The following is a 13,953-nucleotide window of genomic DNA, read 5'->3' as shown; positions in this document are numbered from 1 at the left end:
CGCCGATGGAGTGGTGCGGATTCCATGGGCTCGTACGCCGGCCGCACCGCCCGCCGGACGAAGTGTCCTACGGGCGGGAGACCAGCGGGTCTCCGGCCGGACAGTCGTAGACGACGACGGCAGGAGTGTGTGCGAACAGGAAGCTCTGCACCGGCCTGACCATCATGGGAGAAACCTTACCTCTTCCTCGGTGATCTCCCCATCGAGGATCCGGAAGGAGCGGAACTCCACCTCGTTCTCGTCCCGCGTGGAGACCAGGACGTAGTGGGCGTTCGGCTCGGAGGCGTAGGAGACGTCGGTGCGCGACGGGTACGCCTCGGTGGCCGTGTGGGAGTGGTAGATGACGACCGGCTCCTCGTCGCGCTCGTCCATCTCCTTCCACACCCGGAACTGCTCCATCGAGTCGAAACGGTAGAAGGTGGGCGAGCGTTCGGCGTTCTGCATCGGGATGAAGCGCTCGGGCACGCCGTTACGGCCCGCGATGACGCCGCACGCCTCGTCCGGGTGATCGGCGCGGGCATGCGCGACGATCTTGTCAGCCAGTTCCTGCGAGATCGACAGCATGCCCGGAAGTTACCAGAGCGCCCGGACCAGGCTGTCCTGGAGGTAGGTCAGCCAGTCGTAGGTGACGTACGCCGGGTAGCGGGGGTCGTCCTCCGACATCACGGCGATCTCGTCGTGGACCTCCTCGGTCACGTCGAGCTTGGTGCCGAGCGTCAGGCGCAGGTCGTTGAGCGAGCGCAGCCACGCCTGCGCCTCCTCGGCCGTCAGCTCGGCGCGGCCCGGCCGCGCGGTGTCGCGCACGGTCTGGGCGTCGGCCCGCTTGCCGTCGCGCAGCGTCGCCTCGGTGTAGCGGCGGAACTCCGCGGCGTCCTTCTCGTCCTCGTACGCCGACGGGAACAGCCGGGCGAGCACGGGGTCGGACGGCGCCGCGCTGTCGCCGATGCCGAGCGCGCGCTCGAGCGGGTCGTCGCTGGTCTGCCCCGGCGAGACGATGCCGAGCATCATGGAGACCAGCGAGCGCAGCAGCGAGACCTCCGCCGCCTCGAACTCGGCGACGACCCCGCCGTCCTTCCCCCGCGAGAACCCCGAACTCACCTGTGCCTCTTCCTGGTAGTGCCGCAGCCCGTGCGCCTCACTCTGCCGGGCCCCGCTTGACCGGACCCCACGAGATCGAGCCCCGTTGGATCGGGCCCCACCCGACCGGGTCTCACTTGTTCGAGTCCGGCTGGAGCGTCGCCCACAGGCCGTAGGAGTGGAGAATCTGCACATCCCTTTCCATCTCCTCGCGCGTGCCGCTCGACACGACGGCCTTGCCCTTGTGGTGCACGTCGAGCATCAGCTTCTCGGCCTTTTCGCGGGTGTAGCCGAAGACCGTTTGGAAGACATAGGTCACGTAGGACATGAGGTTGACGGGGTCGTTCCAGACGATGGTCACCCAAGGCAGATCGGGTCGGACGTCCGATGACGGACGCTCAACGGCGATTGGAGCGGTGCTACCCACATTCATGAGTCTGCCCTATCTGGGCCGTAGTCTTCGAGTCGTGAGAATGACCATGAGCACTGCGTTGCTCACAGATCACTATGAGCTGACAATGTTGCAGGCCGCCCTGCGCAGTGGTGCCGCGCACCGGCGGGCGGTCTTCGAGGTGTTCGCCCGCCATCTCCCCGGCGGGCGGCGATACGGGGTCGTCGCGGGGACGGGACGTGTCCTCGACGAGCTGGAGAACTTCCGTTTCGGTGACAATGAACTCACCTTCTTGCGCGAGCACAACATCGTCGACGACGAGACCCTGGCGTTTCTCGCCGATTACCGATTTTCCGGCAACATCTACGGCTACCGGGAGGGCGACCTCTACTTCCCCGCCTCCCCGATCATGGTCGTGGAGGGCACGTTCGCCGAGGCCGTGCTGCTCGAGACGCTGACGCTGTCGATACTCAACCACGACTGCGCCATCGCCTCGGCCGCCTCGCGCATGACCAACGCGGCGGGCAAGCGGCCGATCATCGAGATGGGCTCGCGGCGTACGCACGAGCACGCCGCCGTCGCCGCCGCCCGCGCCGCCTACATCGCCGGGTTCGCCTCCACCTCCAACCTGATGGCCGGGAAGATGTACGGCGTGCCCACGGCGGGCACGGCGGCTCATGCGTTCACGCTGCTGCACGACTCGGAGCGGGCGGCGTTCGAGGCCCAGGTCGCCTCGCTCGGGACCGGGACCACGCTGCTGGTGGACACCTACGACGTGGCCGAGGCCGTGCGCACGGCCACCGAGGTCGCCGGGCAGAAGCTCGGGGCGGTCCGCATCGACTCGGGCGACCTGGCCGCCGCCGCCCAGGAGGTGCGCGAGCTGCTCGACTCGCTCGGCGCGTTCGACACCCGGATCATCGTCACCTCCGACCTCGACGAGTACGCCATCGCCGCGCTCGCCGCCGCCCCCGTGGACGGCTACGGCGTCGGCACCTCCCTGGTGACCGGCTCGGGCGTGCCCACGGCGGCCCTGGTCTACAAGCTGGTGGCCAGGGAGACGGCGACGGGCAAGCTGGAGGCCGTGGCCAAGCGGTCGGTGGGCAAGCCGTCGCGCGGCGGGCGCAAGAACGCGTACCGGATCATCAACGACTCCGGCCACGCCGAGGTCGAGCTCATCACCACCAGCGGGCTCGTGCCGGAGGGCGGCGTGCCGCTGCTGCACGAGCTGGTGCGCGACGGCGAGATCGTCGGGCGCGAGCCGCTGTCCGCCGCCCGCGAGCGCCACGCCGCGGCCGTCGCCACGCTCCCCCAGGAGGCGCTCCAGCTCGGCCGGGGGTACGCGGCGATTCCCACCGAATTCGCCTGACGTATCGTGCTACCTATGGGCACCGCGTTGATCGTCGTCGATGTGCAGAACGACTTCTGCGAAGGCGGCAGCCTGGCCGTGGCCGGCGGCTCGGAGGTGGCCGCGGCGATCTCCCGCCACGTGGCCGAGCACCCCTACGACCACGTCGTGGCCACCCGCGACCACCACATCGACCCCGGCGACCACTTCGCCGAGAACCCCGACTACGCCGCGAGCTGGCCGGCCCACTGCGTGGCCGGCACGCCCGGCGCCGAGTTCCACCCCGCGTTCGACGCCTCCCGGGTCGAGGAGGTCTTCAGCAAGGGGGCCTACGAGGCGGCCTACAGCGGCTTCGAGGGCCGCTCCGAGGACGGCGTGCCGTTGGTGCGGTGGCTGGCCGACCGCGGCGTGACGGAGGTGGACGTGGTGGGCATCGCCACCGACCACTGCGTCCGCGCCACTGCGCTCGACGCGGCCGAGCACGGCCTGTCCGTACGGGTGCTGCTCGATCTGACGGCCGGCGTGGCGCCCGAGACGACCGAGGCGGCGCTGGCGGAGATGGAGCAGGCCGGCGTCACCCTCGAAGGCACCCCCGTCGTGCGCTGAGCCCCGGACCCGGCACCGGGCCGCTCTGCCGCGCGCCCGCACGCGCTCACCCAACGTATACGGTTTGCAACGCTGCGGTCATGTGATATCGAGGAGAACGGACCCCGCTCCGAAGCCGGAGTACCACGGAGAGTGATCACTCTTCCTCAGCGGTGGGAGGTTCTCCATGCTGCTCGTGTCACTCGGCGTGGCCTGGCTCGTTCTCGGGCCGCTCGCCCTGTGGTTGCTGGTCAGGGGCACCTGGGCCGACCGCACGGCGGCCGTCGTGACGCTGGCGCTGCTCGAGGCCGGCACCATCGCGGTGAGCGCGCTGCGCCCGCCGCCCGCCCCCGCTCACGCGGGGACGGGGCCCGCGACCGAGGTCGCCGCCGCCCGGCCGCCCGCCGCTCCGCCCTGCCAGGCCCACGAGCCCGTCCCCGCCTCCGCCGAGGTGGGCCGGCACCTCGTGCTGACCTGGCCGGCCGTATCCGGCGAGTGCGACCGGGCCGAGGTGGTCCTGCTCCCCCGCGGCAAGAAGCTGATGATCTGGGTGTACGCACCGCCGCGCACCGGCCGCCACCCGTCGCGCCACGCCTACACGCGGCCGGTCCACGTGCGCGGCGGCACGGCGTCGCTGTCGGTGCCGCTGCACTTCGAGGCCGGCGTGACCCCGGTCGACGGCCACAGCGGCCGCCCGATCCCCGCCGCATGAGCCAGCCCGATCGAGCAGCCGGTGGCCGGGGCCGATCGGACTGCTCGCGAGGCGCCCATGGCAGGGGCCGGCAAGACGGCGGTCGCAGGCCGGGGCCAGGAAGCCGCTGCGCATGCCGGCGGCGGTAGGCCGGGACCGGGAAGCCTCTGCGCACGCCGGCGGCCGCAGGCCGAGACCGTGGGAGCCGGTGCTCGCGCCGGTCAGGCGTGGGTGACGGCCAGCCGCATCGCGTCGTCGAACCGGGCGTACACCTCGAACGCGTGCCGCAGCCCGGTGATCGACAGAACCCGCGCCATCACCCCCTGCACCCCGCCGAGCAGCAGCCGGGTGCCCTGCGCCTCGCAGCGCTGCATGAGGTGGACGAGCTCGTTCATGCCCATGGAGTCGCAGAACGAGAGCTCGCCGAGGTCGAGGATGAGAAAGGGCTTGGGAGACAGCTCCCAGATGCGCTGGATGTGCTCCTGGAAGATGGGCAACGCGTTGACGTCGAGCTCGCCTTCGAGCTTGATGATGATCGCATTTCGAGAGAGGCCAGAGGTGACGGTGAGCGTCGGCTTTCCGGTGGCCTCAGACGACATGGGCAAAGTCCTTCTGCGTATCCCAAGACAGCCAAGAGTGTTGTTGCCGGTTCCGTCGGGCTTCTAACAGAAGGCCAGCGCTCTGTGACCAAATGCGCATAGCCACGTAACGTGACGGCCAGCCTCATATCCCTTGACCTGGGATGACCAGGAACATGCCCCACGTCCCAGGCACAGAACCCCCAGGCAAGGGGCCCGCCCCGGACACAGACCCACCCCAGGCAAGGAGCCCACCTCGAACGCAGAACCCCCCAGACGAGGAGCCCGCCCCGGACACAGACCCACCTCAGACGAGGAGCCCGCCCCGGACGCAGAACCCACTTCGGGGGTGGAGGTCGCCTCGGGCATGGGGCACCGCACGGAGTTCGTCCCAGGCGCAAAAGGCACACCACCTGGGGCTTTCCCCAGGGCGCAGAGCACTGCGTGCCGCCCAAGGCGCGGTGGCCGCGCGGACCGTGTCCCGGCGCGGGCCATCGAGCAGGGCTGATCCGAGCACGGGGCGCTTTGCCGGGCTCCTCCCAGAAGCCGAGCGCCGCACCGGACCCCTCCCGAAAACCGGACGCCGCACCGGACCCCTCCCAGAAACCGGGCACCGCACGGGACCCCTTCCGGGAGGCCGGGCGCGATCGGCTGAGGGGGGGTCAGCGGCGCTGGGTGGCCCAGCGGCGGATCATGGCGATGCGCTCCTGGATCTGCTCCACCGTCGCCTGCGCGATCGGGGGCCCGCCGCAGGCCCGCCGCAGCTCGTTGTGGATCACGCCGTGGGGCTGGCCCGTACGGTGGTTCCACGCGCCGACGAGGCCGTTGAGCTCGCGGCGCAGCTCGGCGATCTGCTCGTGCGGGGCCGGCTCCTGCTTGGGCTGGGCCGCCTGCTGCTTGCGCCGCGCCGCCTGCTGCTCGGACTGCCGCTTGCGCAGCAGCGTGGCCACCTGGTCGGGCTCGAGCAGGCCGGGCAGGCCGATGAAGTCCTCCTCCTCGGCCGAGCCGACCGCGCCGCCGGTGCCGAACTCGCCGCCGTCGAACAGCACGCGGTCGAAGGTGGCGGTGGCCTCCATCGTCTCGAACGGCAGCTCGTCGCCCAGGACGTCGGGGTTGTCCTTCTGGCGGTTGGCCTGTTCGAGCAGGGTGTCGTCGAGGCCGTCCTCGGGCGGCCGCTTGTTGAGCACGTGGTCGCGCTCGGCCTCCATCTCGTTGGCCAGGCCCAGGAGGGTCGGCACCGAGGGGAGGAAGACGGACGCGGTCTCGCCGCGCTTGCGAGCGCGGACGAAGCGGCCCACGGCCTGGGCGAAGAAGAGCGGCGTGGAGGTGGAGGTGGCGTAGACGCCCACGCACAGGCGGGGGATGTCGACGCCCTCCGACACCATGCGCACGGCCACCAGCCAGCGGTCCTGCGAGGCCGAGAACTGCTTGATCTTCTTCGACGCGCCAGGGTCGTCGGAGAGCACCACCGTGGCGGTCTCGCCGGTGATGTTGCGCAGGTGGCGGGCGTAGGCGCGGGCGGCCTCGTGGTCGGTGGCGATGACGAGGCCCCCGGCGTCGGGCACGCCCCTGCGCACCTCGGTGAGCCGGCGGTCGGCGGCCTGCATGACCTGGCGGATCCAATCGCCCTTGGGGTCGAGCGCGGCCCGCCACGCCTGGGAGAGCTGGTCTTTGGTGAGCGGGGTGCCGAGCGAGGCGGCGATCTCGTCGCCCGCGCGGGTGCGCCACTTCATCTCGCCGGAGTACGCCAGAAAGATCACCGGGCGGACGACCCCGTCGGCGAGCGCGGGGCCGTAGCCGTAGGAGTAGTCGGAGACGCTGCGCTTGACGCCCTCGGCGTCCTCCTCATAGGTGACGAACGGGATCGGGTTGTCGTCGGACCTGAAGGGAGTGCCGGTGAGCTGCAGCCGCCTGGTGGCGGGCTCGAACGCCTCGCGGACGCCATCGCCCCACGACTTGGCGTCGCCCGCGTGGTGGATCTCGTCGAAGATGACGAGCGTCTTGCGGGCCTCGGTGCGGGCCCTGTGGAGCGCCGGATGCATGGCGACCTGCGCGTAGGTCACCGCCACCCCGATGTAGTCGCGCGAGGTGGTGCCCTGGCTGTTTTTGAACTCGGGATCGATGGCGATGCCCACCCGCCCTGCGGCGTCGGCCCACTGGCGCTTGAGGTGCTCGGTGGGCGTCACGATCGTGACCGCCCTGACCACGCCCCTGGCGAGCAGCTCGCTGGCGATGCGCAGGGCGTAGGTCGTCTTGCCCGCGCCCGGCGTCGCCACGGTGAGGAAGTCGCGCGGCTCGCGGCTGAAGTAGAGGTCGAACGCCTGCTGCTGCCAGGCGCGCAGCTTGGGAGCGGTGCCCCAGGCGGCCCGATCTGGATAGGAAGGCGAAAGGTGGGACGCGGCGAAGGTGCTCACCGCATCACCTCTGGGGTTGGTGTGCTTCGCTCTCTCACAGTGATCCAAGGGTAATCGGGGCCACCGACAAGACGTGCCGTGAGACGGGGATTCTGGCCAAGGTTCTCCTCACGTGCTATGCGGCTTATCGGAGGCTCGTCATGACCGCCTCGAGCGCCTGCCTGCGGGCCTGGTCCTCGGGGTGCAGCAGCCCGACGAGCAGCACCGGCCGCTCCTCACGAGTGACGAGCATCACGCGCAGGAACGCCGGTCGGTTGACCACATCGCGGTACTCGGCGCGCAGCGCCCGCGTGTAGCCGTCCTGGGTGCCGCGATCGTCCACGACCGTCACGCGGTCGCCCTTGAGCAGCAGCCTGGAGTAGAGCTGGGCGGCCTGCGCCGCGGTCTTCTTCGCGTCCTCGATCGGCCCCGGCAGCGGGCGGGCCATCACCACCGCGCCGGCGCCGTCGCGGGCGGCGGACGTGAAGCCCGTCGCCGGCGGCACCTGGTCCGTGCGCCAGCCCTCGGGCAGCGTCGCCGCCACCCCGGCCTGCGTGTCGCTGAGACGGTCCGTCTCCTGCTGCGGGGCGACGAACCGCAGGGCGGCGCTCGTGGCCGCCGCGACGAGCGCCGTACCGGCCGCCAGGGCCACGAGCACGGCCGCGACCTTCTTGGCCGTCCCTGCCGTCCCAGCGCCGCTCTGGGCGCGCGTCGCGTGCTGCCTGGGCGCCGTGGGCGAGCGGTAGAGGTGGGCCGAGGGAGGCAGGTCGTCGTCGGCGGCGCCGCTCCTGCGGACGGCGCCGCGGATGCGCGGCTTCCAGGACGGCTCGTCGTCGTCCGCGTCGTCGTCCAGGTCGTCGTCGCCCCAGAACTCCCTGTCCGGCTCCAGATCCAGCGGATGCCGCCGCCTCCGCCCCGCGTCCTCGTCACGGCCCCGAGCGGGGTCGTGATCCCAGCCGCCGTCGCCGTCACTCCCGGAGCCCCCGGTCCCGGCACGCCCCCAGCCGCCGCCGTCCCTTCCCGAGCCCTGGCTCTCGGCACGCCCCCAGCCGCCGCCGTCCCTTCCCGAGCTCTGGGCCTCGGTGCGCGCCCAGCCGGAGCCGTCGGAGCTGCCCCAGTCGGAGTCGTCGGAGCGCCGACGGGCCGGCCCACCGTCCTGCTGCCACGCCGGTCCCTCGTCCTGCGGCCAGGCCGGTACGTCGTCGTGCGGCCTGCGGCGGCTCCCCTCACCCCTGAAGGGGCCTGGTTCCGCGCCCTGGCCGGGCTCGCCGGCGTGGTCCTGCGCCCTCCTGCGCCCCCAGGCGGGCGGCGGCTGCTGCCGAGGCGCGCGGCTCTCCGCCCAGTGCTGCTCGGCCCGGCGGCGGTCGTCCTGGTACGGGGGCCGGATGGTCTTGGGGCGCGGGGACGGTACGCCCCGGGGCGGTGGCTGGTCGGCCCGGGGCGGTGTCCGATCAGACGGCGCCTGATCAGAAGGGGACTCTTCTGGAGAAGGCGAAGGAGCCGAAGGACGGCGGTGCCTGGGCCCCGGCAGCGGGGGCCAGACCCGGTGATCACCCTCCATGTCACCTCCTCGTCCGCTGTCCTATCACTCCTTGCGATCGACGGCAGGCGAACTGTGACGGCTGTGACGGGAGGGACGGAATTACAGCGGGATCTCAGCGGGTACGCCCGGCCAGCAGGGTCCCGCTGAACGCGATGGCCGCCATGAGGCCGGAGATGACGAGGAATCCGGTGGCGATCTGCGACGGGGCGTGGCCGATCACGTTCACCAGCGCGCCGCCGATCCCGACCGACAGCGCCGAGCCGAACTGGTCGGACACCGACAGCGCGGCCGAGTTCGCGCCCTGCTCGTTCAGCGGCGACTGCTTGAGCGCGGTGACGTTGACCGTGGTGATGCCGTAGCCCATGCCGAGGCCGGCGATGATCCACGCGGGCACGGCGATCCACCCCGTCACGCCGGGCAGCACCGACAGCAGGCTGACGAGGATGCCGGTGGTGACGCAGCCGGCGCCCAGCCTGATCCGCTTGTGCGCATCGGTGGAGTGCCTGGCCTGCAGGTACGCCCCCGCCGACCAGCCCAGCGCGCCGGTGGTGAGCGCGATGCCCGCCGAGGTGGTGTCGAAGTCCTTCACCTCCTGCAGCGCCAGCGGGATGAAGCTGTTGACGCCGAAGAAGGAGGCGGAGAAGAACCCGCGCATGAGGACGGTCGTGGGCAGCCCGCGCCGCAGCAGCAGCGCGCCCGGCGGCAGCAGCCGGTACAGGCCGAAGACGAGCAGCGCGAGCCCGGCCGCGCTCTCCAGGGCGGCGGGCAGGGCGTCGCGGTGCAGCCCGTCCACGCCGTACAGCAGCAGCCCGGCGCCGCCGGCGGTCGCGGTGGCGGCGAGCGTCATCGCCACGGGCTTCGAGCGCGGTCCGCTGGCGGGCTCGGCCTCGTGCTCGGAGCCCATGCGCAGCGCCGGTACGAGCATCACCAGCGCGGGCACGACCAGCGGCACGATGCCGTAGAAGACGTAGCGCCATCCCCACGTGTCGCCGACGAACCCGGCCACGGACGGTCCCACCATGGCGGGCACCACCCAGGCGGCGGAGATCGCGGCGAACGCCTTGGGCCGGATGTCCGCGGGGTAGACGCGGGCGATCATCACGTACAGGGCGACGATGGCGGAGCCGCCGCCCAGCCCCTGCACGGCCCGCGCGAGCAGGAACATCCCGGCGCTGGACGCCGCCCCGGCCAGCGCCATGCCGGCGGCGAACAGCACCACGCCGGCCAGGAACGGCGCCGGGTACCCGCGCCGGTCCGACCAGAGCCCGGCCACGACGTTCATGAACAGGCTGGCGATGAGGAAGGCGGAGAAGCTGATGCCGTACAGATCGAGGGCGTTGAGCTCGTCGGCGACGGACGGCATGACCACTCCGACCGACATGCCCTCGAAGGCGATCAGCGTGACCACCAGCAGGATCCCTAAGGTGGCCGTCCGGTATGCGGAGTTGAAGATGCCCGGCGGCTTCGTGGGAGTGTCGAGTGCTTTTGGTGCTGTCACCCGCACATCGTAGTTCGCCCGGTTCAGGCCGCCGACCTGCCCCTGGCCGGGGTGCGGAACGCCGCCCACATCTCGTGCATGCGGCGGGCCTGACCTGCGGTGAACTCCCACATGCAGCGGTCGTGCGCGTAGTCCATGAAGTTGTGCACGGGGTCCTTGCCCGGCCGGTCGGCGCAGGTGTCCTTGTCCTGCGGGCACGCCTCGGTGGGCCGGGCCTCCGGCGGGGTGTCGTCGATGCCGTCGCCGGGCTCGCGGCAGCCGTTCTCGAACGTGTGGAACAGGCCGAGCCAGTGGCCGATCTCGTGGACGCCGGTGAAGCCCCGGTTGTAGTCGGTCATCGCGCCGCCGGGCAGGCTGCGCCAGTCGATCACGACGCCGTCGAGCGCGGGCGCGCCCTCGTACCAGTACGGGTAGCTGGCGAAGCCCAGCATCAGCTCGCTGAGCTGGGCGATGTAGAGGTTGAGCGTGTCCGGCCCGCCCGCGTGCAGGGCCCTTTTCATGACCTTCTCGTTGCCGACGGGATCGGCGAACCAGGCCTCGCTCTGCCGGACCGTGATGCGGTCGAGGCGAAAGCGCACGCCGGTGTCGACGCCGCCGAACTTGCCGGCGTACGCGGAGTTGAGCACGTCGATCTGGGCCTTGACCGCCTCGTCGGAGACCGGGCGGCCGGCGGCGCCGGCGATCACGTGGACCCGGGTGGGCACGGTGATCCGCGACGGCGGGGTGACCCCGGCCAGGCGGCGGCCGAGCTCGGCGATGACCTTGGCGACGTCTTCGGGTGCGGGCGAGCGCGGGGCGGGGGCGCGGGCAGGAGCGGCCGCCTCAGGCCGCCCGTCGCCGCACCGCTCCCCCGGCTCGGTCTTCGACCTGGACGCCGATCCGTGCGAGAGCGCCGCGCCCGGCCGCGGCGGCGGGATGAGCCCGGCCGCGAGCAGGCATGCCAACGAGACGGCGGTCGCGCGCCGGACCATGCAATCCCCCACGGTAGCGAGACGATCTGGCTACAGACCGTAACGCTCCGCGCGGGGATTACCGCTCAGCAACACTCACTGCTTGTCGTCGCCCTCGCCGCCGCCGGGCGGCAGGCTCTCGTAGATCTCCTTGCACTCCGGGCAGACCGGGTACTTCTTGGGGTCACGGCTGGGCACCCAGACCTTGCCGCACAGGGCACGGATGGGCGTGCCGGTCACCATGCTCTCGGTGATCTTGTGCTTGTCCGCGTAGTGGGCGAACCGCTCGTGATCGCCGTCGCCGTGCGACGTCCGCGGAGTGGTCTCCTGCTCTGGGAGGATCTTCGTGCTCACCCCATCGAGTTTATGCCCGTCCAGGACCTCGCAGAGCGCGTACGGCCCCCGCCGGGAAAGGGACGGAGGCCGTACGGACGCGCACCGCTGCGCGGCGCGCCCAGGGACCACGGGACGTGCGGGCGCGCGCGCCGGGGTTCAGCCCACGTGGACCGGGGCGCCCTCGGTCTTCCTGCCGGCCTTGACGAACATCGTCAGAGCGGCCGTGATCACCGCGATGACGGTGCTCACGACGAAGGCGAGGTGCATGCCGTCCATGAAGGAGTTGTGGACGGCGCTGACGATCGGCTCGGGCAGCCCGGGGGGCGCCGCGCCGAACGCGGCGGCCTTCTCCAGCGCGCTCATCTGCGCCGGCGGGATCTGCTGGGCGATCGGGCCGAGGTAGCCGGGCATCTTGCTGGAGATCTCCGAGGCCATCACCGCGCCCAGGATGGCGGTGCCGAGCGCGCCGCCGACCTGCATGGCCGACTGCTGCACACCGCCCGCGACGCCGCTCAGCTCGACCGGCGCGTTGCCCACGATGACTTCGGTGGCGCCGACGAAGACCGGCGAGAGGCCGAAGGCGAGCAGCACGAACGGGATGGCGCTCTCGATGAACGTGGCGTCGATGCCGAGCCGCGACATGAGGAACATCGCGAACGCGGTGATCAGCAGGCCGCCGGCCATGGTGAGCCTGGGGCCGAACCTGCTGAGCGCCATGCCGGCCAGCGGCGATGCGAAGATCATGCCCGCGCTCATCGGCAGCATGCGCAGGCCCGCCTCCAGCGGCGTCAGGCCGTGCACGCCCTGGAAGAAGAAGCCCAGGAAGAACATCGCGCCGAACATGGCGAAGGCGACCATCATCATCAGGAAGGTGCCGATGGAGATGGACGGGTTGGCGAACAGCGACAGCGGCACCAGCGGCTGCTTGGCGCGGCTCTGCCAGAAGATGAACAGGCCGATGAGCACCGCGAACACGGCGAGGAACGTCAGCGTCGTACTGTCGCCCCAGCCCCAGTCGGGGGCCTTGATGATCATCCAGACCAGCGAGAACATCGCGCCCGACAGCAGCACCACGCCCAGCCAGTCGATCCTGGCGAGGGTCTGCGCGCGGTTCTCCTTGATCAGGAGGATGCCCATGATGAGCGCGATGACGCCGACGGGGGCGTTGATGAAGAAGACCGACTCCCAGCTGACGGCGTCGACGAGCAGGCCGCCCACGATCGGGCCCGCGGCGCTGGACAGACCGATGATGGCGCCCCACGCGCCCATCGCCTGGTTCAGCTTGGGGCCGGGGAACGCGCCGCGCAGCAGCGCCAGCGCGGCGGGCTGCAGCAGCGCGCCGAACAGACCCTGGGCCACCCGCAGGCCGATCAGCGTGCCGATGGGGGTGACACCGGGAACGATGTCGGCGAGCTCGGCACTGAAGCCGATGCCCACCGACGACAGAGCGAAGCCCGCCACGCCGATGAGGAAGACCCGCTTGTGGCCGAAGAGGTCACCGAGCTTGCCGGCGGTGATCAGGAAGACCGCGAGCGCCAGCAGGTAGCCACTGGTCACCCACTGCAGGTCGGACAGCGACGCCTTCAAGTCGGCCTGAATGACCGGATTCGCGATGCCGACGACCGTGCCGTCGAGCATCACCATGATGACCCCGAGGCTGACCGCCAGCAGAACAAGCCACGGGTTACCCCCGGTCCCCGTCTCGGCCGGGCCGGGCGACGACGGTGTGTCGACCGCCTTCGCGTGAGCCATAAATCCCCCTATTTCCCACGTGTCGCCCCAGATCAGGGCACATGCATGTCAAAGTGCCAGCTAATCTAATGACACAGCATGACACTTCACAACTGACTTTTATGCGGCTGGCTATGACTTATGGCACACTGTGACAGTTTGATGTCGAGGAGGTGACGACCGTGGGTCTGCGGGAACGTAAGAAGGAGAGAACGCGCGCCGCCATCCTCGACGCCGCGCTCGACCTCTTCCTCGAACAAGGGTACGAGTCGACCACCGTGGAGCAGATCGCGGGGGCGGTCGAGATCTCCCCTCGCACCTTCTTCCGCTACTTCACCAGCAAGGACCACCTGGTGCTGTGGTTCCACGACCACGGCGAGGCGATCATGCTGGACATCCTGGCCGAACGCCCGCACGACGAGCCGCCGTTCGCCTCCCTGATGAGCGCGCTGCGCGCCGTGCTCGCCGACCTGGAGGAGTCAACGCCGGAGGATGCGGAGAGGTTCCTCAAACTCCGCAGATTGTTCGAGCGCTATCCGCACCTGGTCGGGCTCTCGGCCGCCCGAGGCGCCGAGACCGAGCGGCGCCTGGCCGCGGAGATCGCCGCCCGCCGCGGCACCGACCCGGACGAGGACCGGTTCGCCCACCTCATCGTGGCGTTCGCGATGTCGGTCATGCGCGTCGGCATGGAGTGCCCGCGTGACGCCGCGTCACTGACGGAGCTGAAGGAGCGCACGGCGCAGACGCTGGAGATGGCCGAGCGCTGCCTGCGCCCCGGCTGGGACCAGCAGCCCTGACCGCCGACGTGACCACTGACGCCCGCACGGGGGCGGGC

The 13,953-nt window shown here is 71.0% G+C and carries 14 protein-coding genes; 4 read left to right on the top strand and 10 right to left on the bottom strand.

The window, feature by feature from the left end; translation table 11 throughout:
- Positions 1-162: 162 nt before the first annotated feature.
- The 3 genes from ACGFIM_RS24325 to clpS form a co-directional block, all read right to left on the bottom strand.
- The gene (locus ACGFIM_RS24325) at positions 163-564 is read right to left on the bottom strand and encodes a Mov34/MPN/PAD-1 family protein (RefSeq protein ID WP_378786812.1); all 402 of its coding nucleotides are present in this window, start codon (positions 562-564) and stop codon (positions 163-165) included.
- A 9-nt stretch (positions 565-573) separates the two neighbouring features.
- Complete coding sequence (locus tag ACGFIM_RS24320) at positions 574-1,098, bottom strand: DUF2017 domain-containing protein (RefSeq protein ID WP_393203851.1); 525 nt, start codon at positions 1,096-1,098, stop codon at positions 574-576.
- A 112-nt stretch (positions 1,099-1,210) separates the two neighbouring features.
- Positions 1,211-1,510, bottom strand: coding sequence for an ATP-dependent Clp protease adapter ClpS (clpS, locus tag ACGFIM_RS24315; protein WP_393203849.1), 300 nt, complete (start codon positions 1,508-1,510; stop codon positions 1,211-1,213).
- Positions 1,511-1,595: 85 nt separating this feature from the next.
- Here clpS and ACGFIM_RS24310 point away from each other — a divergent pair, with 85 nt between their 5' ends.
- From ACGFIM_RS24310 to ACGFIM_RS24300, 3 genes are all read left to right on the top strand, one after another.
- Positions 1,596-2,834, top strand: coding sequence for a nicotinate phosphoribosyltransferase (locus tag ACGFIM_RS24310; RefSeq protein WP_393203847.1), 1,239 nt, complete (start codon positions 1,596-1,598; stop codon positions 2,832-2,834).
- Between the two features lie 15 nt (positions 2,835-2,849).
- A complete protein-coding gene (locus ACGFIM_RS24305; protein ID WP_393203845.1) occupies positions 2,850-3,419 on the top strand; it encodes a nicotinamidase in 570 nt (189 codons plus the stop codon).
- 166 nt (positions 3,420-3,585) lie between these two features.
- The gene (locus ACGFIM_RS24300) at positions 3,586-4,110 is read left to right on the top strand and encodes a hypothetical protein (RefSeq protein WP_393203843.1); all 525 of its coding nucleotides are present in this window, start codon (positions 3,586-3,588) and stop codon (positions 4,108-4,110) included.
- Between the two features lie 200 nt (positions 4,111-4,310).
- On the opposite strand, the gene ACGFIM_RS24295 is transcribed toward ACGFIM_RS24300, so the two are convergent.
- The 7 genes from ACGFIM_RS24295 to ACGFIM_RS24265 all read right to left on the bottom strand — a co-directional run bounded on the left by ACGFIM_RS24295 (position 4,311) and on the right by ACGFIM_RS24265 (position 13,139).
- Entirely contained in the window at positions 4,311-4,688 is a 378-nt protein-coding gene (locus tag ACGFIM_RS24295; protein WP_393203841.1) for an STAS domain-containing protein, read from the bottom strand.
- Between the two features lie 641 nt (positions 4,689-5,329).
- Positions 5,330-7,081 (bottom strand): DEAD/DEAH box helicase, encoded by a 1,752-nt coding sequence (locus tag ACGFIM_RS24290; protein ID WP_393203839.1) that lies wholly within the window; start codon positions 7,079-7,081, stop codon positions 5,330-5,332.
- 124 nt (positions 7,082-7,205) lie between these two features.
- On the bottom strand, positions 7,206-8,621 hold the full coding sequence (locus tag ACGFIM_RS24285; protein ID WP_393203837.1) for a hypothetical protein: 1,416 nt from the start codon (positions 8,619-8,621) through the stop codon (positions 7,206-7,208).
- Between the two features lie 94 nt (positions 8,622-8,715).
- Positions 8,716-10,101 carry an MFS transporter gene (locus ACGFIM_RS24280; protein WP_393203835.1) on the bottom strand — a complete coding sequence of 462 codons (1,386 nt, stop codon included), beginning with the start codon at positions 10,099-10,101 and terminating at the stop codon, positions 8,716-8,718.
- A 23-nt stretch (positions 10,102-10,124) separates the two neighbouring features.
- A complete protein-coding gene (locus tag ACGFIM_RS24275) occupies positions 10,125-11,072 on the bottom strand; it encodes a zinc metalloprotease (RefSeq protein WP_393203833.1) in 948 nt (315 codons plus the stop codon).
- A 75-nt stretch (positions 11,073-11,147) separates the two neighbouring features.
- On the bottom strand, positions 11,148-11,405 hold the full coding sequence (locus ACGFIM_RS24270; protein ID WP_364061098.1) for a DUF3039 domain-containing protein: 258 nt from the start codon (positions 11,403-11,405) through the stop codon (positions 11,148-11,150).
- A 138-nt stretch (positions 11,406-11,543) separates the two neighbouring features.
- Positions 11,544-13,139: an MFS transporter gene (locus ACGFIM_RS24265; RefSeq protein WP_393203831.1), complete on the bottom strand. Its 1,596-nt coding sequence runs from the start codon at positions 13,137-13,139 to the stop codon at positions 11,544-11,546.
- A gap of 152 nt (positions 13,140-13,291) precedes the next feature.
- Between ACGFIM_RS24265 and ACGFIM_RS24260 the strand changes: the two genes are divergently transcribed.
- On the top strand, positions 13,292-13,915 hold the full coding sequence (locus ACGFIM_RS24260) for a TetR family transcriptional regulator (RefSeq protein ID WP_393203829.1): 624 nt from the start codon (positions 13,292-13,294) through the stop codon (positions 13,913-13,915).
- Positions 13,916-13,953 lie beyond the last annotated feature (38 nt).

It is taken from the genome of Nonomuraea sp. NPDC049309 (assembly GCF_043196965.1).
GTDB classification, from domain to species: domain Bacteria; phylum Actinomycetota; class Actinomycetes; order Streptosporangiales; family Streptosporangiaceae; genus Nonomuraea; species Nonomuraea fastidiosa.
Note: the sequence above shows the minus strand (reverse complement) of the source record. Positions and strands in the feature narration are given on the sequence as shown.

Coding starts and splice junctions, on each gene's coding strand:
- ACGFIM_RS24325 (WP_378786812.1), bottom strand. CDS start 564: ATGCTGTCGATCTCGCAGGAACTGGCTGACAAGATCGTCGCGCATGCC.
- ACGFIM_RS24300 (WP_393203843.1), top strand. CDS start 3,586: ATGCTGCTCGTGTCACTCGGCGTGGCCTGGCTCGTTCTCGGGCCGCTC.
- ACGFIM_RS24295 (WP_393203841.1), bottom strand. CDS start 4,688: ATGTCGTCTGAGGCCACCGGAAAGCCGACGCTCACCGTCACCTCTGGC.
- ACGFIM_RS24305 (WP_393203845.1), top strand. CDS start 2,850: ATGGGCACCGCGTTGATCGTCGTCGATGTGCAGAACGACTTCTGCGAA.
- ACGFIM_RS24310 (WP_393203847.1), top strand. CDS start 1,596: ATGTTGCAGGCCGCCCTGCGCAGTGGTGCCGCGCACCGGCGGGCGGTC.
- ACGFIM_RS24285 (WP_393203837.1), bottom strand. CDS start 8,621: ATGGAGGGTGATCACCGGGTCTGGCCCCCGCTGCCGGGGCCCAGGCAC.
- clpS (WP_393203849.1), bottom strand. CDS start 1,510: ATGAATGTGGGTAGCACCGCTCCAATCGCCGTTGAGCGTCCGTCATCG.
- ACGFIM_RS24275 (WP_393203833.1), bottom strand. CDS start 11,072: ATGGTCCGGCGCGCGACCGCCGTCTCGTTGGCATGCCTGCTCGCGGCC.
- ACGFIM_RS24265 (WP_393203831.1), bottom strand. CDS start 13,139: ATGGCTCACGCGAAGGCGGTCGACACACCGTCGTCGCCCGGCCCGGCC.